The sequence below is a fragment of the Asticcacaulis sp. P2_B1 genome, assembly GCF_056404915.1.
This window is the reverse complement of the sequence record NZ_JBFUDD010000001.1, coordinates 92,773-114,477: the sequence shown is the minus strand read 5'-3', so window position 1 is coordinate 114,477 and position 21,705 is coordinate 92,773. Positions and strand designations below refer to the sequence as shown.

Genomic DNA, 21,705 nt, shown 5'->3' with positions numbered 1-21,705 from the left:
GCCTTTCGGATCGGAGATCACAAAGCTATGGCACAGCGCCGAACGGCCCGCGTGGCATATGCCGCAAAAGCCTTGCGCCATATACGAAGACTGCTATTTTATTACATACATTTGGAGCGAGCGGTTGGTATGGGAACGATGACGGCGGCGCAATTTGCGCCGCCGTTCCGTCTTTTTCGCGAAATGTGTGTGTGTGTAGCCGGCGGGTTTTCCGGTCAGAATATCGTGTGCGCCGTGACGTCGGCTGCGACGGCATTGAGCACCGTAACGGTATTGCCGCCACCGAAATCGATGAGGACGCTGGTGCCGTTTTGAATGACGGTATGGGACACAGCATGATAGGCGGTAGCGTTGATGCTGTCGCCCTGGCCTGAGTTGAAGTCGGTGATCGTGTCGGCATGGCTTCCCGCGGAGAACACGAACAGGTCGGCGCCGCCGCCGCCGCTCAGACTATTGTTGCCGGTATTGCTGATCAGGACGTTGGCCCTGCTGTTGCCTGTCGCGTTGATATTGGCGCCTCCGGAAAGACTTAGGGTTTCGACGAATCGACCGCTCAGAGTATAGCTCACGGTCGCGATAATCGTATCGTTGCCGGCGCCGTCCGCTTCGACGACGTTATCACCCGCATTGTCAACATAGTAGGTATCGTCGCCGGTACCGCCAGCCATGATATCGGCCCCCGAGCCGCCATTGAGGTTATTGGCGCCGGTATTGCCGGTCAGGCTGTTGATGGAGGCATTGCCAGTGCCGTTTAGGTCACCGGCGCCGGTCAGGACCAGGTTTTCCACCGTGTCCACGAGGGCGTAACTGATGGCCGAGCGTATGGTGTCATTGCCCTGGCCGGCGACTTCGATGACGGTGTCGCCGGATGCATCGACCCAATAGGTATCGTCCCCCAAACCGCCCGCCATATAGTCGTTACCTGCCTTGCCGTCGAGCAGGTTATTACCGGCATTGCCGTTCAAGGTGTTGTCGCGGCTGTTGCCGTTGCCATCAATATGGCCGCTGCCGGTCAGGTTGAGGACTTCGGTATAGTTGGCCAGGGTATAGGAAATGGCGGCATTCACGGTATCGTTGCCGCCAAGGGAGGCGTTGGACGATTCCGTTATCGTGTCGCCGGCATCGTCGACATAGTAGGTATCGTTGCCGAGACCGCCCGACAGGGTGTCGGTGCCGCCATTGCCGTTCAAGACGTTGGCGGCGGCGTCGCCGGTCAAGCTGTCATTGAGCAACGACCCGGTGATATTTTCGATGGCTTCCAGAGTCGTGACGTACCCGCCTTGGATCGACAGGCCGGTGCCGAGGTCGACCGAGGCGGCGGAGAACAGGCCGGATGCGTCATAGGTGTCCTTGCCGGCGCCGCCATAGACATCGTCATAACCCGTCGACGACAAGAAAATGTCGTTGCCGTTGTCGCCGTAGAGCGCGTCGTCGTTATTGCCGCCGTTCAAGGTATCGTTGCCGCCGCCGCCTTCGATCGTGTCGTTGCCGTCGCCTCCGTTCAGGGCATTGGCGCCAGCATTGCCCTCGATGACGTTGTCGAGGTTGTTGCCGGAGCCGCTGAGGGGAGCGGCGCCCAGCAGGATCAGGGCTTCGGCGCCAGCGCCCAGGGTATAGGACAGATAGGTTTCGACCGTGTCATAGCCCTGGCCCCCGTTTTCGTCGACGATGTCGGAGGCGGAATGGACGACATAGACGTCGTCGCCGTAGCCGCCGTACATATGGTCGCCGCCTCCGCCGCCGTCGAGGAGGTCGCTGTCGCTGGTGCCAAAGAGGGTTTGCGGGCCTGACAGGCTGGTCGCATTGCCATACACGCGGGTGAGGATGTCGGGCGTGGCGTGGCCTTCCCAGGCGACGGCCACGCCGCCGCCGGCCGTGCCGGTCACCACCGCGTGGACATTCGGCCCGACGGAGGTGCTGATGGTGACTTCCGGGCCCATGCTATGACCCAGCGAGTCGTAGCGTTGGCCGTGGATTTCGCTATTGCCGCCGCTGGTCGGGGTTTGCCAGGTGACCATGAGGCTGCCCTCGCTCAGGGTCACTAGATCCGGCGTCGACTGCGTGCCGGCGGTCTGGCTGTTGACCAAGGTGGCAGCGCCCAGCGGATTGGCCGACGCATCGTAACGGCGCATCAAGATATCGTACCCCGTGCCGGTGCTGGCCCAGACGACGGCGAAACCGCCATCGGGCAGCGCTTCGACCCTGGCTCCGTAAGCGATGGTACCCGTAACGGGCGTGACCGCGATTTCACCCGACAGGGCGGCACCGGCCGCGGAAAAATGGCGAACGACAATGTGGGAGGCACCACCGGTGTTTTCCGTCCAACTGGTGATATAGCTGCCGTCACTCAGGTCGGTGATGGCCGTGTCGAACTGGTCATAGGCGGAGGCGAGATTGGCGCCGAATTCGCCACCGATCTTGCCGCCGTCGCGGTCGAAAGCCTGCGCGAAAATGCCGTAACTATCTGCGGCATCCTGACCGTAGGACTCCCAACTGACCACAAATCCATCGGCTGTCGCGGCAACGGCCGGGCTTTGTTGGCTACTCAGAACGGTAGTGTCGACAAGGATTTCGCCGCCGACCGCTGCGCCATCCGAGGCAAACAGCTGGGCAAACAGGCCTGCCTCGTCCCCCGGGCCGTTGCCAGTCCAAATAATAACATAACCACCGTCGGTAAAGGCGGCGATATGCGGTTGGTCCTGGTAATTGGCCACTGTGCTGTTGGCGCGGGTCTCACCGCCGACGGGGGTCCCGTCAGCCGCGAAATGCTGGAAATAGATGCCATAGGCAGACCCGTCCTGGTCGGCACTGGCCCAGGTGATCACGTAACTGCCATCAGCCAGGGTGGCGATATCCGGTTCGCTCTGAACGCCGCTGGTGTAGGTGTTAACCTGGGTCTGGGGTCCGCTGTTGAAAACCGACGTCATGGCATTGCCTCCGGGCTTGGCCGCGGCCCGGTAGCGGACCTGTTGTACGGGCTCAGGTTACCACGCAGTACAGGTCTGACAATGGGTTATAGTATCCGTTCGCCAGGTCAAAACATCGTATGCGCCGTGACATCGGCCACGGTATCGTTCAGGACGGTGATGGTGTTGCCGCCACCAAAATCGATGACGACATTGCTGCCGGACTGGATCACGTTGTGGGACACAGCGTTATAGGCGTGGGCATTGATGGTGTCGCCCTGAGCGGAGGCAAAATCGTTGATTGTGTCGGCGCCGCTGCCGCCGGAAAACAGGAAGATGTCGGCGCCGAGGCCGCCGGTGAGCGAGTCGTTGCCGCCACCGCCGTTCAGGGTGTTGGCGCCACTATTGCCGACCAAGGTATTGGCTCGGCTGTTGCCGGTGGCGTTGATCGCAGCGGAGCCGGTCAGCCACAAAGTCTCGACGAAACGGCCGCTCAAGCTATAGGTGACCGAAGCATTGATGATGTCGGTGCCTTCACCGTCGGCTTCGACGACATTGTCGCCGGTGTTGTCGACAAAGTAGGTGTCGTCGCCCTTGCCACCGGCCAGCGTGTCGGCACCGGCGACCCCATTCAGGACATTGTTGCCGGCATTGCCGGTCAGGCTGTTGGCGTCTGCGTTGCCGGTGCCGTCGAAATTGCCTGTGCCGGTCAGGACGAGGTTTTCGAAATACGTCCCCAGACTCCAGCTCAGGCCGGCACGCACTGTATCCGTCCCCCCTTCCGCCTGTTCGACCACGACATCGCCGGCGACATCGACCCAATAGGTATCGTCACCATACCCGCCGGTCAGGGTATCGCTGCCGACCTTGCCGTCGAGGAAATTGGCGCCGTCATTGCCGATAATGACATTGCTGAAGCTGTTACCGTTTCCTGAAAGGTCATTCGTGCCGGTGAGGACAAGCTTTTCGATATAGTTGCCCAGGGTGAAGTCGACGGAAGACGTGACCATGTCGTAGCCGCCTTCGACATTCGAAGATTCGGTCACGGTATCGCCGAGGTCGTCGACAATATAGCTGTCATCGCCCAGAGACCCGGCCATGGCGTCGCCGCCTGTGCCGCCATCGATGATATTGGCATTGGTGTCGCCTGCCAGGATGTCGTTGACAGACGATCCGTGGATGTCCTCGAAGCCATAGATACGGGCGGTGTAGCCGCCCTGAGACGCCGTGCCGCGCGACAGGCTGGCATTGACTGAAGCGACGAGACCGCCGGCATTGTAGGTATCCTCGCCGCCGTCGCCGCTCAGTGTGTCGGTGCCGCTGGAGGAATAGATGACGTCATTACCGTCGCCACCGTGCACAGTGTCGTTGCCCGTATCGGCGGACAGCTGATCGTCGCCGTCGCCGCCGTAAAGGCTATCATTGCCGTCACCGCCAAATTCGGTGTCCTTGCCGGCGCCGCCGCTCATATAGTCGTCGCCGAACCCACCTTCCATATAGTCGTTGCCGCCCTCGCCGTCGAGGTAGTCGTCGCCGTTTTCACCGTAGACGCTATCATTGCCAAGGCCACTCGCGACCGTGTCAGAGCCGCCAGCGCCATGGATGGCGTTGGCGCCGTTATTGCCGATAATGACATTGCTGTCGTCATTGCCGGTGCCGGTGATCGGCGCCGAACCGGTCAGGGTCAGATTCTCGACGGCAAAGCCGAGTGCCCAGTTGATGGCGCTTTCAACCGTGTCGTAGCCCTGCCCCGGCACTTCGCTGACACTGTCCAACGTGGCCGAAACGACATAGGTGTCGTCACCACCGCCACCATACATCAGGTCGGCGCCGCTGCCGCCATCGAGGCGATCGGCGTCCCCCGTGCCGTAGAGCACCTGGACCCCGACCGTAGTATCCGCCGTTGTGTAAGCGCGGCTATAGATTCCTGTAAGGAAACCCTCCTGAGGGTTGCTCTGCCAGGCAACGGCAAAGCCGCCGTCGTGCAGGCCTGCGACCGCAGACACAAATTGATCGCCGGAGGTCGTGGCATTGATCCGGGTTTCCGGTCCTACGGCATTGCCCTCCTCATCATAGCGCTGGGCATAGACGCCGTAGCCGGAGCTGTCGGCCGGCGCATCCCAGGTCACCATGAAACCGCCGTCGTCCAAAGCGGCCAGGGCGGGGGAATGTTGCGAAACACCTATCGCTGTCTCGACGATCGTATCGCCACCCAGGGGATTGCCTGACGAGCCGTAGAACCGCATGAAAATGCCGGCGCTATCGCTGGCGCTGCTGCCCTCCCACGCGACGACATAACCGCCGCTTGCCAGGGCCACAACCGTCGGCGTTTCCTGGTTGCCGGTCGTGGTCGTATTGACGAGCGTCTCAGCGGTCATGGGTGAGCCATTCGCCGAAAGCCGCTGGCTGTAGATGCCGTCCAACCCGCCATTCTGGCCGACACTGGACCACACAACAATATAGCTACCGTCAGCGAGGCCGGCGACGCTGGCCGAATGCTGGTCATTCACCGTCGTTGTATTGACCTGGATCTCACCGCCGAACTTGAACCCGGAGGCGTCGAACGCCTGGCTAAAGACACCGTAATTCGACTGGCCGACTTCCTGGTTGAGGCTCTCCCAACTGACGACGAAGCCACCACCCGCCAAGGCAGCGACGTCGGCCACGGCCTGGAAATTGCCGGATGAGGTGACGACGTTTGTTTCGCCTCCGATAGCTGTGCCGGCGGCGCTGAACCTCTGAGCAAAAATGCCGTTCGCGTCGCCTGAGCCGTTACCAGCCCAGACAATGACGAAGCCGCCGTCGTCGGTCGCCGCAATCGACGGGTCACGCTGGCCGTTGGTCGTCGTCGAATTGGCGCGGATTTCGCCACCGATGCGCGCTCCCTCGGCCGAATAATGCTGGAAATAGATACCCTCGGCCGAACCGTCCTGACCGTAGCTGTCCCAGGTGATGACATAGCTGCCATCCTGAAGTGTCGCTATGGCGGGGCGCATCTGGTCATTGGTGGTAACGGTATTGACGTGGGTCTCGGGCCCAATGTCGAGTACAGCGGTCATGGCACAGCCTCCAGTGCGGGTCTCGCCGGCAAACCTAACATAGTTACGAACTTAACTGAACAGGGTATGAGCCGTGACATCGGCGACCGTACCGTTCAGAACGGTGATGGTATTACCGCCGCCGAAATCGATGACGACGTTGGTGCCAGATTGGACGATAGTATGGGACACCGCCGAATAAGCGGCGGCATTGATGCTGTCGCCCTGGGTGGAATTGAAATCGGTAATGGTGTCGGCCTTGCTGCCGGTCTGGAAGACGAAGATATCCGCCCCGCCACCGCCCGTCAGCGAATTATTGCCAGCATTGCTGACCAGGGTATTGGCCTTGCTATTGCCAGTGGCATTGATATTGCCGGCGCCGGTTAGGTTCAGCACCTCGACGAAGCGGCCGCTCAAGCTATAGGTCACTGACGAGAAGATGATATCGACGTCGGCACTGTCGGCTTCCACGACATTGTCGCCGGCATTGTCGACATAGTAGGTGTCGCCGCCCGTACCGCCTGCGAGCATGTCGGCGCCGGTGCCCCCATCGAGCGTATTCTTGCCGGAATTGCCGGTGATGGCATTGACGGCCGAATTGCCGGTTCCGCTGAAATCGCCGGTGCCGGTCAGGAGCAGGTTTTCGACATTGCTCCCCAATGTGTAGCTTAAGCCTGCGCGGACGGTGTCCGTGCCCTCGCCCACCTGCTCGATCACGACATCACCGGCGACATCGACCCAATAAGTGTCATCGCCCAGGCCGCCAATCATGACGTCGCTGCCGGCCTTGGCGTCGATCAGATTATTGCCGGCATTGCCGGTGATGACATTGTCGAGGTTGTTGCCGGTGCCGTCGATATTGCCGAGGCCGGTCAGGGTCAGGACCTCGACATAGCTGCCGAGCGTGAAGGAAATGACCGAGAAGACTTCGTCGGCGCCGCCCGATGTCGCATTGGACGACTCCGTCACCGTGTCCAGGGCGTCATCGACATAGTAGGTGTCATTGCCCAGGGATCCGGCCATCTTGTCGGCGCCGGAGGCACCATCGATGACATTGTCGCCTGCGCCGCCAGTGAGCGTATCGCCATAATCGCTGCCGATAATGTCCTCAATGCCGTCGAGCGTGCTGCGTAGTCCCGGACCGGCCGAGAAGCTTGCTCTGGCGTTGTTAAGATTGATCGTTACTGCCTGGGATATATTGACGGCAGAAAGCGTATCTTCATCAAGACCACCCGAGAGGCGGTCGGCGCCGGTCGAGAGATAGATGACGTCCACGCCTTCACCCGCCGTCGCAAGATCATTGCCGTCGCCGCCGTCCAAAGTGTCATTGCCGGTACCACCATCGATTATGTCATCGCCTGTGCCGCCATAGACCGAATCGTTGCCGCTGCCGCCGGTGACGACGTCGCCGCCGCTGCCGCCGTCGACATAGTCCTGGCCGCTTCCACCGTCGAGCGCGTCGACATCGCTCTGGCCATACAGCTCGTCATTCCCGTCGCCGCCAAGCATGTTGTCATTGCCATTGCCCCCGACCAATGTGTCATTCGCGGCCCCGCCATCGACGGTATCATCGTCATTGCCGCCGGTGATGAAGTCCGAGCCAGCGCCCCCATCCAAGGTATCGAAACCATCGCCGCCGGTTATGTAGTCGTCGCCGGCGTCACCGCTAATCGTATCGTTGTCCGGTCCGCCGTCGAGGGTATCGGCGCCACCACCGCCATGGATATCGTCGTAACCGCCACCACCGAGCATGTGATTGGCGGCGTCGTTGCCGATGAGAATGTTGTCGTTGGCGTTACCGTTGCCGTTAATGGCCGAAAGCCCCGTCAGGACCAGGTTTTCGATATTGACGTCCAGCGAGGTATAGCTGACCGAGCTCATCACCGTATCGATGCCCTGGTCCGTCAACTCGTAGACAAGATCACCCAAACTGTTGACGTGGTAGGTATCGTCGCCGAAGCCGCCATACATCTTGTCGGCGCCGCTGCCGCCATCGAGGTCGTCGGCATCGCCCGTACCGTAGAGCATTTGGTTGCCGGCCAGACTGTCGGCAGCCGTAAAGACGCGTTGATAGACGCCGTAACCGCTGCCGTCCTCGCCGTAGCTGGACCAGGCCACGGCGAAGCCACCGTCGGCCAGTGCCGTTACGGTTGCGTTTGTTTGATCGTTGGCCATGTAGGTATTGATCAGAATTTCCGAACCGACGGCCTGGCCTTCGCTGTCGAAACGCTGCAACCAGGTGCCATAGGTATCGCTGTCCGCGCCGTACCAGGTAATGACGAAACCACCGTCACTCAGGGCGGTGACGTCAGTGACCGTTTCGTAGCTTGTCCGGGTCGCATTTGCCAAGGTTCCACTGCCGACCGGATTGCCGTTGGCGTCAAAGCGCCGGAAATAGACATCCCGCAGATTGCCGTCCTGGATATCCGCGGCCCAGGCCACGACAAAGCCGCCGTCAGCAAATGCCGCAACATGGGAAAGAATTCCGGAGGGGGTCGTGTTGACAAGGGTCTCGCCGCCGGCGGCCGCACCGGAGACATCATATCTCTGCATATAGACATCGGACGAGTCGGCATCGGACCAGGTCACGACAAACCCGCCATTGGCCAAGGCGGCTACCGTACTGTACTTCTGATCGTCGATGATGGAGGTGTTAATCCGAAACTCTATGCCGGCGGCGACACCGCCGGCACTGTAACGTTGGGCATATGTCCCGTATCCACTACCGTCCTGGCCGTCGCTTCCCCAGGTCACAACGAAACCACCGCCCAGAAGCCCGGTGACACAGGGCTGAAGCTGCGACAACGCCGTTTGGGTGCTGACACGGAATTCCGTGCCGCTCGCCGTGCCGTTGGCGGCATAGCGCTGACCGTAAATGCCCTGGTTCGCGCCATCCTGCCCGAAACTGTCCCAGACAATGACAAAACCACCGTCACCGGTGGCGGCGATGGTGGGGCGATCCTGGTCCGAAGTCGTGTAGGTATTGGCGCGGCCCTCAAGACCCAGCTTTTGCCCCTGGGCGTCGAAGCGCTGGTAGTAGATGCCGTATCCGCTGCCGTCCTGACCGGATGTCCATACCAGAACATAACTGCCATCGGTCAGGGTGGCAGAGGCGTAAACGTCCTGCCCCCCATTGGTATAGGTATTGACGAGGGCTTCGGGGCTGAGATTGAGCACGGAGGTCATGGCGGCGTTTCCTGTTATGGCCCCTCACCGCCGGTCTGTCCGGTCACTACGGACGCCTGTTCACGCCGAACCTAACACGCCGCAAGAGCCGCACAAGCGAAATAACGCCGTTGTCCGCGGCTTAAAATACGGTATGGGCGGTGACATCGCTCACAGTCGCGTTAAATACGGTGACCGTGTTGCCCCCTCCGAAGTCGATGATGACGCTGGTGCCCGACAGGGTGACCGAGTGGCCGACAGCGTGATAGGCGGTGGCGTCGATACTGTCACCCTGGGCCGAGTTGAAGTCGGTGATGGTATCGGCGTGACTGTTCAGATTGAAACTGAAGATGTCGGCGCCACCGCCGCCGGTCAGCGAATTGTTGCCGGCATTGCCGACCAGGGTATTGGCGCGGCTGTTACCGGTGGCGTTGATATTGGCCGAACCGGTCAGGGCCAGGGTTTCGACGAAACGACCGCTCAGGGAATAGGTCACTGTCGTATAGATGATGTCCGTGCCTTCGGTGTCGGCTTCGGTGACGATATCGCCGGTATTGTCGACGAAATAGGTATCGTCGCCCTTGCCGCCGATCATGGTGTCGCCGCCGGCAAGTCCGTTCAGGGCGTTGTTGCCGGCATTGCCGGTAAGCTGATTGTTGGCGGCATTACCCGTGCCGTTGATATTGCCGGTGCCGGTCAGGATCAGGTTTTCGACATTGGCGCCCAAGGTATAGGTCAGACCGGCGCGGACAGTATCAGCCCCCTGCCCCGCGGATTCCACGACGACATCGCCGGCGCTATCGACCCAGTAGATGTCGTCGCCAAGGCCGCCGGTCATAGTGTCATTGCCGGCCTTGCCGTCGATGGCGTTGCCGGCGGCGTTACCGACGATGACGTTGTCGCGGCTGTTGCCGTTGCCGACCACGGCCGTCCCCGTCATGCGCAGGCCTTCGGCATAGTTGGCCAGGGTGTAGTCGACGCTGGCATAGACCGTGTCATAACCGCCCAGCGAAGCATTCGAGGATTCCACCACGACGTCGCCCGAGTTGTCGATATAGTAGGTGTCGTCGCCCAAACCGCCGGACAGGGTATCGGCGCCGGCCCCGCCATCTATGACGTTGTCGCCGGTCGAGCCGGTGATGGTATCCGCCGCATTGCCACCGACGGCGTTCTCGATGGTTTCGAGATAGGTAATATAGCCGTTTTGCGTGCTTTTGCCTGCATTGAGGTCGATGACGGCCGCGCCCGTGCCTGTAGAGACATCGTAGGTGTCCAGCCCGGAATCACCGGACGCATAGTCTGCGCCGTCCGACGCCTGGATGACGTCGTTGCCGTTGCCGCCATTGATCACGTCATCGCCCGCCCCGCCATTGATCGTGTCGTTGCCGCTGCCGCCGTCGATGGTGTCGCCGCCGCCCAACCCGTTGAGCACGTTCTTGCCCGCATTGCCGAGGATGACGTTATCTCCGGCATTACCCATGCCGTTGATCGCCGCCGAGCCCAACAGGGTGAGGTTCTCGACGTCATTGCCCAGGGTATAGCTGATCGTCGCCTCGACCGTATCGTCGCCTTCGCCAGCGCGCTCATTGACCTGGTCGGAGGTGCTGTTGACGGCATAGACGTCGTCGCCCGTGCCGCCGTACATGATGTCGCCGCCAGCCCCACCGTCGAGCAGGTCGCTGTCGGATGTGCCGTACAGCCATTGGGTTCCGCCCAAACTGTCGGCGGCCGCGAACACCTTCTGGTAGACGCCATTGCCGTCACCGTCCAGCCCGCTGCTGTCCGTCCAGGTGACGACGAAGCCACCGTCATCAAGCGCCGCCACCGATGGACTGGTCTGAAAGCCCACCGTGATGGTATTGATCTGAATTTCGCCCCCCAGAGCCCGGCCTTCGCCATCATAGCGCTGGGCATATATGTCGTAGCCATCACCGCCCGGGCCAAAGCTTCGCCATGTGACGACAAAACCGCCGTCGCTCAGGCCGGTGAGTGCCGGCAAATCCTGGGGATTGGTCGTATAGCTGTTGACGGGAAACTCACCGCCGACCGGGGCGCCGACCGCGCTATAGACCTGGGCATAGACGCCGTAATCGTCGCCGTCTTGCTGGAAGCTGGTCCACGTCACGACGAAGCCACCATCGCTGAGGCTGGTGATCGCCTGCCGGAATTGATAGTTCGCGGTATAGGTATTGACGCGGAATTCACCGCCGACCGCCGTTCCGGCAGCGCTGTAGATCTGCGCGAAAACATCACCCAGGTTGCCACTGGAGTCGTAATTGTGCCACGTCACCACAAATCCGCCGTTGCTGAGGCCGGTGACTTGCGGCAGTTCCTGGTCGTTGGCCGTGGTGGTATTGATGCGGAACTCGCCACCGGCCGGTGCGTTGTTTGCGTAATAGCGTTGACCGTAAACACCAGCGCCGCTACCGTCCTGGCCGATACTGGTCCAGGTCACGACAAAACCACCGTCGCTCAGGCCCGTTACCGAAGGGTTTATCTGGTCACCGGCTATGTAGGTATTGACGCGGAACTCGGCGCTGGCCCCTCCCCCCGTCGCTGTGTAGCGCTGAGCATAGATGCCGGAGCCATTTGTGTCCCCAGTGCTGGTATTGTTCCAGACCACGATAAAGCCGCCGTCGCTGAGGGCTGCAATCGAGGGCACGGGATAAGGGTAGTCGCTGTCCTGAACAGAGGTATCGACGCGGAATTCGTTGCCGATCTTTGCACCCGTGGCGTCATAGATTTGGGCGAAAACCGCATAAGCGGTCCACGTCGGAAAATAATTCTGCCAGGTCACGACATATCCGCCGCCGGCCAGGGCGGTGACCGCCGACGTATCCTGTGCGTCGGCAACCGTTGTGTTGACGCGAGTTTGAGGTTCGTTTCCGATGTTGAGGATGGTGGTCATGGCGGGCGCCTTTCTAAGCAATGGGATGGGCGTTAGAACACGGTGTGGGCGGTGACGTCGTTGATCGTGGCGTTCAGCACCGAAATGGTGTTGCCACCGCCGAAATCGATGACGACCGTTGTGCCCATCAGATAGACGAGGTGCGAGACGGCGTGGTAGGCGGTGACGTCGATGCTATCGCCCTGGGACGAATTAAAGTCGGTGATGGTGTCCGTGTGGTTGTTGAGCAGGAATTTGAAGACGTCCGCCCCGCCGCCTCCGGTCAGGGAATTGTTGCCAATATTGTCGATCAGGGTATTGACCCTCGAATTGCCGGTGGCGTTGATATTGCCTTCGCCGGTCAGTTGCAGGGTTTCGATGAAACGTCCGGCCAGACTGTAGGTGACGGAGCTAAAGACAATGTCGTTGCCCTCGCCATCGGCCTCGGTGACGATGTCGCCGGCGGCGTCGACATAATAGGTGTCGTCGCCCTTGCCACCGGCCATGGTGTCGGCCCCCGCCCCGCCCGTCAGGATATTGTTGCCGGCGTTACCGGTGATCGCATTGGCGACGTCGTTCCCCGTTCCATTGAAATTGCCGGTGCCGGTGAGGACCAGGTTTTCAAGATTGGCGCTCAGGGTATAGGTCACGCCGGCGCGGACGGTGTCGGTGCCCTCACCGGGATTTTCGACAACGACGTCGCCGGAGATGTCGACCCAATAGGTATCGTCGCCGAGGCCGCCGGTCATGGTGTCGGCGCCAGCCTTGCCGTCGATAAGATTGTTGCCGCCATTGCCGGTGATGGTGTTGGCGTGGCCCTCGCCATTGCCGGTGACGGCCGTGCCGGTCAGGATTAGGTTTTCGGTATAGTTGGTCAGGGTGTAGTCGACAGCGGCATAGACTGTGTCAATGCCGCCGAGCGCCGCGTTCGCGGACTCCGTGACGATGTCGCCGGCATTGTCGAAATAGTAGGTATCGTCGCCAAGGCCGCCGGACATGGTATCGGCGCCGCCCCCGCCATCGAGGACATTAGCGTCGCCGGTGCCGGTCAGGGTGTCGGCGCCGTCGCCGCCGGTGGCGTTTTCAACGCTGGTGAGCCAGGCCGTGTCACCGGCACCCTGGGTCGCCTTGCCTGTGGTCAGGTTGATGACGGCGCTCCCGCCGGCCTTGATCGCGACGAAGGTGTCGGCGCCGGTGCCACCGTCCAGATAGTCCGTGCCCGTGGAGGCCTGCAGCGTATCGTTGCCGGTCTCGCCGTAGAGAAAATCGTTGCCGGCGCCGCCGTCCAGCCTGTCATTGCCGTTGCCGCCGTACAGGTAGTCGTCGTCGCCAAGGCCGACGAGGCTGTTGTTGCCGGCATTGCCGGTGATGATGTTAGACAGGGCGTTGCCGGTGCCGCTCAGCGGGGAAAGTCCCGTCAGGACCAGGTTTTCAAGGTTGGCGCCGAGCGTATAGGCGACCGACGCCATGACCGTGTCATTGCCGCCGTCGGCGTCTTCGCCAATGCTGTCGCCGACGGCATTGACCATATAGGTGTCGTCGCCCCAACCGCCGTACATGGCATCGTTGCCCGATCCGCCGTCGAGCGTGTCGGAATCCGCCGTGCCATAGACGACCTGGGCGCCGTTCAGCGAGCCGGCCGGGGAATAGGTCCGCATGGAAATCGTCTTGGCCGTTTCGTTATTCCACACAATGGCGTAACCGCCGTCGGCCAGGGCGGTGATGCGCGAATCGTCCTGGGTCCCGTTGACGATGGTGTTGACGCGCTCCTCCGGTCCGACTGCATGACCGTTGGCGTCGAAATGGCGGGCATGGATGTTGAGACCGCTGCCGTCATTGTCCATGGCGGTCCAGGTGACGACGAAACCGCCGTCGTCGAGCGCGGCCATGGAGGGCATGGTTTGCGCCCCGTCCGAAGATTCCGTGACGCGGAACATGTCGCCCACGTTTTGGCCATTGTCATCCAGGACCTGGGCGTAAATGTCGCGGTCGCCGTCGTCGCCTTCCTGTTCCCAGGTGACGACGAATCCGCTCTCGAGCGCCACAACATCGGGGCGAATGCGGTGCGACGCGACCGGCGTCTCGATCTGACTAACGGGTCCGAGCGCGACGCCGGTGTCGGAATAAAGGCGCGAGAAAATGTTATAGTAACCCGTCTCCGGTACGACCTCCGCCCATACCACCGCCATGGTGTCATTGGCCAGGCCGGCGACGGCCGGGTTGACGGCAATATTACCCGAAGTGTTGACCAGGGTGGAACCACCTATCAGGTTATTCGACGATGTAAGGAGCTGAAAGTAGAGCCCTGCCACGGTGCTGCCGGAACCAACGGGTATCGTGAAGGCATGGACATGCCCCTGGTTGGAGAGGGAGGCGGAGGCCGTTTCCGCGGCCGCATACGTGTAGGACACCGATCCTGTCTCGACGCCCGCGGCGCTGTACATGTGCGTAATTTGGTACTGATTAGGACTGTCGACGAAGGTGACGGCATAACCACCGTCGGCCAGGCCGATGATGCTGGGAGCCGTACTGATGTGTCCCGAACCGGTGATCCAGACATAGTCTCCAATCGGCAGACCGGCGGCGCTCAAGTGACGCATGGCAATGCCATCGTTGAAGTGATTACTGCCCGAACAGACGACGAGATAGGTACCGTCAACCAGGGTCGTTATATCGACATCGTTGAAATGGCCGTCGTCTATTGATCCGACGATATTTTCCGCGCCACGATTGAGAACACCGGTCATGGTCATGTCCACGCTGACACGCCCATCCGCGGACGCGGCCATAGCTTACCATGGCCTGACGTCATGACAACCGTGGCCATTTACGCGACGGTAACTTTGATACCACAGTTTTGTGAACAGGGTTAAAGCCGCAGTTTCCTCAGGCCACGCGGGGCTATGCGTCCGACGCTGGCGCGGCGGCCGATATAGTCCTTGACGTCCTTGAAGTCGCGCGCCTTGCCCGAGCCGTCGTACCAGGTGGCGCCGGTCGCCATGTCGAAGATGGCGATGTCCTTGACGCCGCCGTCCTTGTAAGCCTGGAGCTTGACGCCCTTGCCGCGCGGCATTTCGGGGAGTTCGGCCACGGGATAGACCAGAAGCTTGTTGTTCTCGCCGAGCACCATGACGTGGTCGCCGGTGACGGCCAGGGCCGCCAGGGCCTCGGTCTTGTCGACGGTCAAGGTCTGCTTGCCGGCGCGCTTGTTGGCGACGGCCTCCTCCTCGTTCATAACAAAGCCGTAGCCGTTCTTGGCCACCATCAGGCGTTTCTGCCCCGGGGTGAACATAAACATGGTGACGATCTTGGCGGATTCCTCGATGTCGAGCATCAGGCGCAAGGGCTCGCCGTGGCCGCGGGCCGACGGTAGCTTGTCGCAGGCGAGCGTCAGGAAACGGCCGTCCGAAGTGAGAATGAGCAGCTTGTCGGTGGTGAAGCCCGGCACCAGGAAGTGCAGGTCGTCGCCTTCCTTAAATTTCAGCTCCGACGGGTCCTCGACCTTACCCTTGGCGGCGCGGATCCAGCCACGGGTCGACAGGATAACGGTGATCGGCTCCTTCGGCAGGTAGGATTCGATCGAGGCGATCTCGATACCGACGGGTGCGTCGATATAGGTGGTGCGGCGCGCCGAAAGCATCTTCTTGCGCACCTCGACCAATTGCTGGTCGATGCGCTTCCATTGCAGTTTTTCGTTGGCCAGCAGGGCCTGGATGCCGTCGCGTTCCTCGGAGAGCTTCTTGTGCTCGTCCTGAATGGTCATCTCTTCGAGCCGCGCCAATTGGCGCAGGCGAGTATCGAGGATGTAATCGGCCTGGAGTTCCGACAGGCTGAAGCGCGCCATCAGGACGTCGCGCGGCTTCTCGTCCTCGCGGATGATGCGGATGACCTCATCGAGATTGAGGAAGGCAATCATCAGACCATCGAGCAGGTGCAGGCGCTTTTCGATACGATCGAGGCGCCAGTTCGACATACGCACCAGGACGACGCGGCGGTGGTCGAGGAAGGCGATCAGACAGGCCTTCAGACCCATGACGCGCGGCGTGCCGGTGGCGTCGAGCACGTTCATATTGACCGGGAAACGCGTTTCGAGATCTGAGATCTTGAACAGGCTCTCCATCAGGACTTCGGGTTCGATATTGCGCGTCTTGGGCTCGAGGATCAGACGGATTTCTTCGTCGGATTCGTCGCGGACATCCCCGAGCAGAGGCGCCTTTTTGGCCTCGATCAGATCGGCCAGTTGTTCGATCAGGCGTGATTTTTGCACATAGTAGGGAATTTCGCGGACGATAATGCGCCAGTTGCCGCGGCCGAGGTCTTCGACTTCGTAGCGGGCGCGCACCTGAACGGCGCCGCGGCCGGTCTCATAGGATTTCAGCAGGGAGGCGCGGGTTTCGACGCTGACGCCGCCGGTCGGGAAGTCGGGACCGGGGATGAACTCCATCAGCTCTTCGGTCGTGGTCTCGGGTTTACGCAACAATTGCCGGCAGCCGTCGATCAGTTCGGCGACATTGTGCGGTGGAATCGAGGTCGCCATGCCGACGGCGATGCCGGTGGCGCCGTTGGCCAGGAGATTGGGGAAACCGGCCGGCAGGACGACGGGTTCTTCGTCCTGATCGTCATAGGTGGCGCGGAAGTCGACGGCGTCTTCGTTGATGCCGTCGAGCAGCAGCATGGCGGCGACGGTGAGCTTGCATTCGGTATAACGCATGGCGGCGGCGTTATCGCCGTCGATATTGCCGAAATTGCCCTGGCCTTCGACCAGTTGGTAGCGTTGGGCGAAGTCCTGGGCCAGGCGGACCAAGGCGTCGTAGATCGATTGGTCGCCGTGCGGGTGGAAGTTACCCATGACCTCGCCGACGACCTTGGCGCATTTGCGCGCGGCGGCGTCGGGCGACAGGCGCATATTGCTCATGGCGTACATAATGCGGCGGTGGACCGGCTTCATGCCGTCGCGCACGTCGGGTAGCGCCCGGTGCATGATGGTGGACAGGGCATAGGCCAGATAGCGCTTCGACAGCGCGTCGCTCATCGGCTCGTCAAGAATACGCCCGCCGGCGTCGTCGGGAATCAGAATGTCACTCATGGAATTACGCTAATGCGGGAACAGAAGGAAAACAAGGCCAGCAGACCTTCGCGCGACCAGTGGTGCGTGGGTTTCGGCCGCAGGCGCGACCTATAGAGGGTCACCAAGCCGGCTGTAAATGTTTCTGTGCGTCATGGAGCGATAAATGCGCGTCTAAAACAGCGCGTCGACTTCGCTTTGCAGGTTGGTTTCCATGGCCTTGACGCGGCCATGGATGTGCGAGTCCATTTCGAGCACCAAGGCTTTCATGTCGCGCAGGCGGTCATTGAGGTCGGCGCGGGCCGCCTCGTCTTCCAGGTTGGAGCTGAGCAGGATATCGATCGAGGAATCGAAGGCCGTCAGGGCGCGTTCGACACAGGTGTCGAAATCGTGCCGGACGGTGGGCGGAGCATAGAGATAGGCGGAAACAACAACGTCTTTCAGCTCGAAACCCGAATTTTCGAAGTGTTCGACATAGCCACGCTTTTTCCAATCGGCCAGTTCCTCGATAAGGTCCGGCATGTCGAGGCCCATTTCGAACAGCATGATGGCTTCGTTGAACAGGTTCAGATAGTCGGTCGCCAAACCCGTCTTGGGATTGACATTGGCCGCTAACAATTCCTGTTCGTTAAATGGCTTCATACGCGCGTTTTGCCCCGGTCAGTACGCTGTTATCGCACATATCCCTTACTAAACAGTGTTCGGGGCGACTCGCAAGCCTCGCGTGTCAGGCGAAACCGGCGCCGGTCAGGGCGTCCAGCAACCGATTGCGGATATCGGGCAAGGGCTTGTTGTGGGGATGGAAGACGTGGCGTTCGAGAAAGAAGCCGGTCAAGCTCAAACCGCGCGCAATATCGCCTTCGCGCAGGCCGCCCTGGCTCGACAGGAGGAAGGCCGGCAGGGGCAAGAGCTTGTCCTTATAAGGATCGCCGGCGGCGCGGCTGACGGCGCGGGCGGATTTGGGGCTGACATAGACGAGATCATCATGCGACCCCGTGACGGCGCAACTGCTGAGGTCGAGGCCGAAGCCGAGTTCTTCAAGCAGGCCGGCCTCATAGCGGACATAGATGGCCGGCCAGATTTCCGGCATGGCAAAGGCCATTAAGAGGGCGGACAGGCCAAAAAAGGCACCGGTGTGGGCTTCGCGTTCGGGCAGAACCAGTTGTGTCATGGCGCAGGCGGTTTGCAGGCCGAGCAGGCCCAGCGGATCGTCGAGCAGGTCGAGGCCGCCGCCTGTGGCTTCGAGGGTCGCCGAGCCGAGTTGATCCGAATGACGGGCGCGATAGGTGACAAGGACGGTGGATCCAGCCTGAAGCAAGGGCTTGATGCGGCGGGAGGCTCCGCCGGCGATATGGGCGGCATAGACGCCGTGCTCGCGGGTCAGGAGATGGACGATGGCGCCCGTTTCACCATGGCCGCGGGCGCCGAGGACTATGGCTTCGTCTTCAAATTCCATGAGATGTAAAGGCCATTTTAAAAAGAAGGAAGTATCCCCTCACCCGGCAGGCTGAAGCCTGCCACCCTCTCCCCTTAAAAGGGGCGAGGGGTTTAGAAGAGATACCGCATGTTGGGCAATGTCTCGTCAGACTGGCAGCGAACATCGTGTCCTCGTCGGCGGCCCCTCACCCGCCAGGCTGAAGCCTGGTACCGGCACCGGCCGCCCGGCTCTCCCCGTAAAGAAACGGGGCCAGGGGAAGAAAGGGCAACGCTCGTTGATTAGTTATCGTACTCGAGGCCGAACTGGGCGTAGAGGGCGCGGTCGTCGCTCCAGCGTTCCTCGACCTTGACGTGGAGGAACAGGTGGACCGGACGGTCGAGCAAAACAGCCAGTTCTTCGCGCGACTTCTGGCCGATCCATTTCAGGGTCTGGCCGCCCTTGCCCAGGACGATGGCGCGTTGGCCGTCGCGTTCGACATAGATGGTCTGTTCGATGCGCGCCGAGCCGTCGGGCTTATCGGTGAATTCGGTCGTGACCACGGCCGCGGCATAGGGCAGTTCTTCGTGGACGCGCAGAAACAGCTTTTCGCGGGTGATTTCGGCCGCCAGGATGCGCACGGGCGCGTCGGCGGCCTGGTCTTCCGGATAGAGCCAGGGGCTGGGCGGCATCTTCTTGACCAGCAAGGCGCGCAGATCCTTGACGCCGTGTCCTTTTTCCGCCGAGATCATCAACACGTCGTCGAAGACGCCGGTCTTGTAGAGTTCATCAGCGACGGCCAGCAGGTTTTCCGACTTCATCAGGTCGATCTTGTTGAGGGCGAGGATGGCGCGGGCGCCATTGTCCTGTAGGCCCTTGACGATCATGTCGACGTCTTCGACCGCCTTATGGTCGGCGGCGGTCGCCTTGGGGCTTTTCAGTTCGGCTTCGGCATTGGGATGCTTGACCGCCAGTTGTGCCGCGGCGTCGACCAACAGGACGACACAGTCGGCGTCCTGCGCGCCGCCCCAGGCCGATTTGACCATGGCGCGGTCCAGGCGCCGGCGCGGCTTGAAGATGCCCGGGGTGTCGACCAGGATCATCTGGCACTGGCCGTCGATGGCGATGCCGCGCACAGGGAAGCGCGTCGTCTGGACCTTCTGGGTGACGATGGACACTTTCGTGCCGACCAGTTGGTTGACCAGGGTCGATTTACCGGCATTGGGGGCGCCGATAATGGCGACGAACCCGCAGGTGGTCGGCTGGCCGCTCGTGTTATATTCGCTCAAGGGAGTCTTTCTCGTTTGATGAGGTCCAGGGCGGCGGCCTTCTCGGCCTCCTGTCGCGATCTGCCCTGGGCCGATTGGGGTTCCAGGCCGTCTATGACGACCTCAATGGTAAAGATGGGTGCGTGGTCGGGGCCTTTACGGCCGATAACATTATAGGCCGGCGGCGCCTTGCCCTGGGCCGCGGCCCATTCCTGCAGGAATGATTTCGGGTTGGTTACCATGGCGTTGCCGCTGTTTTTCAGCGCATTGGCCCACAGCGGTTTGAAACAGCGCGTCACGGCTTCGTAGCCGCCGTCGCAATAGACGGCCGCCATCAGGGCTTCGCAGGCGTCGCCGAGAATGGTCGGGTTCATGCGGCCGCCGCTTTTGGTCTCGCCGGCGGCCAGGCGCAGGGCCGGGCCGACTTCGAGCTGGCGGGCGATGTCGGCGCAGGTTTCGCGGCTGACCAGGGTGTGGAAACGGCGGCTGAGTTCGCCTTCTTCGGCGTCCGGCAAGGCTTCCATCAGGGCTTCGGCGGTCATCAGGCCAAGCACGCGATCGCCGAGAAACTCCAGGCGTTCGTTGTCGGCCATCTTGCGCGCGCCCTCTGCGACGCTGGCATGGGTCAGGGCCAGTTCGAGCAGATCGGGATTACGAAATGTATAGCCGAGATTGCTCTGCAGCGTCTCAATGGCTTTTTGACGGGGATTCATGCCGCCCGTTTACACCGTGAGACGTGTCTCGCAAAGGTAAAAAGGTTGTCCGCAGATTGACGCAGATTTTAAGCGGTGATTTTTCAGAGCTTCACCGGCGCACCGCGCCAATTTGACCGAAGCACAGCCACTGGCTTCGCCGATCAGGTTGTGAAAAATCACCGCTTAAAATCTGCGTCAATCTGCGGATAAAAACCTTTAGTGAAGGCTCTTGAAGAAGCGGTCCCAGTGGAAGTTGAGCCAGGTCCACGGCTTCCAGATCGACGAGCCTTCCTTCCACGACATCAGCACGAGGACGGCGCGGCCTTCGAGGTTTTCGGCCGGGACGTAGTCGACACCGCCGGTCACCATCGGGAAGCGGCTGTCTTCGGAATTGTCGCGGTTGTCGCCCATCATGAAGTAGTGGCCGGCGGGGACGGTATAGACGTCGGTATTGTCAACCGGACCGTCCTGAACCATGTCCTGCATCAGGTGGGTGCGGCCGCCGGGCAGCTCTTCACGCACCAGGGTTGCCGTTTGCTGACCGGAAATGCGCACGGCGTCTTCCGCCGGGACTTCGCCGAGAACGGCGTTGGGCACCAGCTTGTCATTGATATAGAGCTGGTCGTTCTTCATCTGGAGCGTGTCGCCCGGCAAGCCGACTACGCGCTTGATATAGTCGGTCTTGTTGTTGCTGGGCAGCTTGAAGACGACGATATCGCCGCGCGTCGGCTGACGGTCGAAGATGCGGCCGCTGAACAGCGGCGGCGACAACAGGATGGAATGCTTGGAATAGCCGTAATCCCACTTCGACACGATGATGTAATCGCCCTGATAGAGGTTTGGCTCCATCGAGGCCGAGGGGATGGTGAAGGGCTGGAACAGCAGGGTGCGCAGGACCAGGACCAGGACCAGGGCGATACCGACGACGGAGGCGATTTCCTTGAACTCGTCGATGGCGATTTGCTGGGCGGTGCGGGTATCCTCGACCTCTTCCGCGGCCTCGGCGGCTTCTTCAGCGGCTTCAGGCATGGCGGCTTCGATCTTTTCGGCTTCAGCTTCGGCCGGCTTGGCCGCCGCCGATTCGATGGCCTGGTCGGCTGCGTTTTGCGCGTCGTTGTCGCGTGTCGTCATAAGGATTGCCCCAAACTTTCCCTGGTATGGTAAATCGGGGCACGCCCCTTTACATCGAAATTCACCTAACCACAGATTATGGCAAGCACAAGACCATTCTTGTCGCTTGTCTTGGCGCTCAGGGGGCGCGGGGCTA

11 protein-coding genes are annotated in these 21,705 nt (G+C 61.1%); all 11 read right to left on the bottom strand.

Features of this window, described 5'->3' with window-relative positions; translation table 11 throughout:
• Nucleotides 1–215: 215 nt before the first annotated feature.
• A complete protein-coding gene (locus tag AC1DX3_RS00495; protein WP_476987268.1) occupies nt 216–2,927 on the bottom strand; it encodes a beta strand repeat-containing protein in 2,712 nt (903 codons plus the stop codon).
• 107 nt (nt 2,928–3,034) lie between these two features.
• On the bottom strand, nt 3,035–5,965 hold the full coding sequence (locus AC1DX3_RS00490) for a hypothetical protein (protein ID WP_476987267.1): 2,931 nt from the start codon (nt 5,963–5,965) through the stop codon (nt 3,035–3,037).
• Between the two features lie 51 nt (nt 5,966–6,016).
• On the bottom strand, nt 6,017–9,130 hold the full coding sequence (locus tag AC1DX3_RS00485) for a hypothetical protein (protein ID WP_476987266.1): 3,114 nt from the start codon (nt 9,128–9,130) through the stop codon (nt 6,017–6,019).
• A gap of 121 nt (nt 9,131–9,251) precedes the next feature.
• Complete coding sequence (locus tag AC1DX3_RS00480; RefSeq protein WP_476987265.1) at nt 9,252–12,017, bottom strand: hypothetical protein; 2,766 nt, start codon at nt 12,015–12,017, stop codon at nt 9,252–9,254.
• A gap of 32 nt (nt 12,018–12,049) precedes the next feature.
• Complete coding sequence (locus AC1DX3_RS00475) at nt 12,050–14,743, bottom strand: hypothetical protein (RefSeq protein ID WP_476987264.1); 2,694 nt, start codon at nt 14,741–14,743, stop codon at nt 12,050–12,052.
• Between the two features lie 122 nt (nt 14,744–14,865).
• Nucleotides 14,866–17,082 carry a DNA topoisomerase IV subunit A gene (gene parC, locus AC1DX3_RS00470; RefSeq protein ID WP_476987263.1) on the bottom strand — a complete coding sequence of 739 codons (2,217 nt, stop codon included), beginning with the start codon at nt 17,080–17,082 and terminating at the stop codon, nt 14,866–14,868.
• A gap of 153 nt (nt 17,083–17,235) precedes the next feature.
• On the bottom strand, nt 17,236–17,703 hold the full coding sequence (locus AC1DX3_RS00465; RefSeq protein ID WP_476987262.1) for a hypothetical protein: 468 nt from the start codon (nt 17,701–17,703) through the stop codon (nt 17,236–17,238).
• An 85-nt stretch (nt 17,704–17,788) separates the two neighbouring features.
• Nucleotides 17,789–18,517 (bottom strand): DNA repair protein RecO, encoded by a 729-nt coding sequence (gene recO / locus AC1DX3_RS00460; protein WP_476987261.1) that lies wholly within the window; start codon nt 18,515–18,517, stop codon nt 17,789–17,791.
• A gap of 260 nt (nt 18,518–18,777) precedes the next feature.
• Entirely contained in the window at nt 18,778–19,764 is a 987-nt protein-coding gene (era, locus tag AC1DX3_RS00455) for a GTPase Era (protein WP_476987260.1), read from the bottom strand.
• Complete coding sequence (rnc, locus tag AC1DX3_RS00450; protein ID WP_476987259.1) at nt 19,761–20,456, bottom strand: ribonuclease III; 696 nt, start codon at nt 20,454–20,456, stop codon at nt 19,761–19,763. The genes era and rnc overlap by 4 nt, the downstream gene beginning before the upstream one ends.
• A 198-nt stretch (nt 20,457–20,654) precedes the next feature.
• The gene (gene lepB, locus AC1DX3_RS00445) at nt 20,655–21,569 is read right to left on the bottom strand and encodes a signal peptidase I (RefSeq protein WP_476987258.1); all 915 of its coding nucleotides are present in this window, start codon (nt 21,567–21,569) and stop codon (nt 20,655–20,657) included.
• Nucleotides 21,570–21,705 lie beyond the last annotated feature (136 nt).

Bases quoted from the DNA above. Each gene is read 5' to 3' on its own strand.
- AC1DX3_RS00495 (WP_476987268.1), bottom strand. From the start codon at position 2,927: ATGACGTCGGTTTTCAACAGCGGACCCCAGACCCAGGTTAACACCTAC.
- AC1DX3_RS00490 (WP_476987267.1), bottom strand. From the start codon at position 5,965: ATGACCGCTGTACTCGACATTGGGCCCGAGACCCACGTCAATACCGTT.
- AC1DX3_RS00485 (WP_476987266.1), bottom strand. From the start codon at position 9,130: ATGACCTCCGTGCTCAATCTCAGCCCCGAAGCCCTCGTCAATACCTAT.
- AC1DX3_RS00480 (WP_476987265.1), bottom strand. From the start codon at position 12,017: ATGACCACCATCCTCAACATCGGAAACGAACCTCAAACTCGCGTCAAC.
- AC1DX3_RS00475 (WP_476987264.1), bottom strand. From the start codon at position 14,743: ATGACCGGTGTTCTCAATCGTGGCGCGGAAAATATCGTCGGATCAATA.
- parC (WP_476987263.1), bottom strand. From the start codon at position 17,082: ATGAGTGACATTCTGATTCCCGACGACGCCGGCGGGCGTATTCTTGAC.
- AC1DX3_RS00465 (WP_476987262.1), bottom strand. From the start codon at position 17,703: ATGAAGCCATTTAACGAACAGGAATTGTTAGCGGCCAATGTCAATCCC.
- recO (WP_476987261.1), bottom strand. From the start codon at position 18,517: ATGGAATTTGAAGACGAAGCCATAGTCCTCGGCGCCCGCGGCCATGGT.
- rnc (WP_476987259.1), bottom strand. From the start codon at position 20,456: ATGAATCCCCGTCAAAAAGCCATTGAGACGCTGCAGAGCAATCTCGGC.
- lepB (WP_476987258.1), bottom strand. From the start codon at position 21,569: ATGACGACACGCGACAACGACGCGCAAAACGCAGCCGACCAGGCCATC.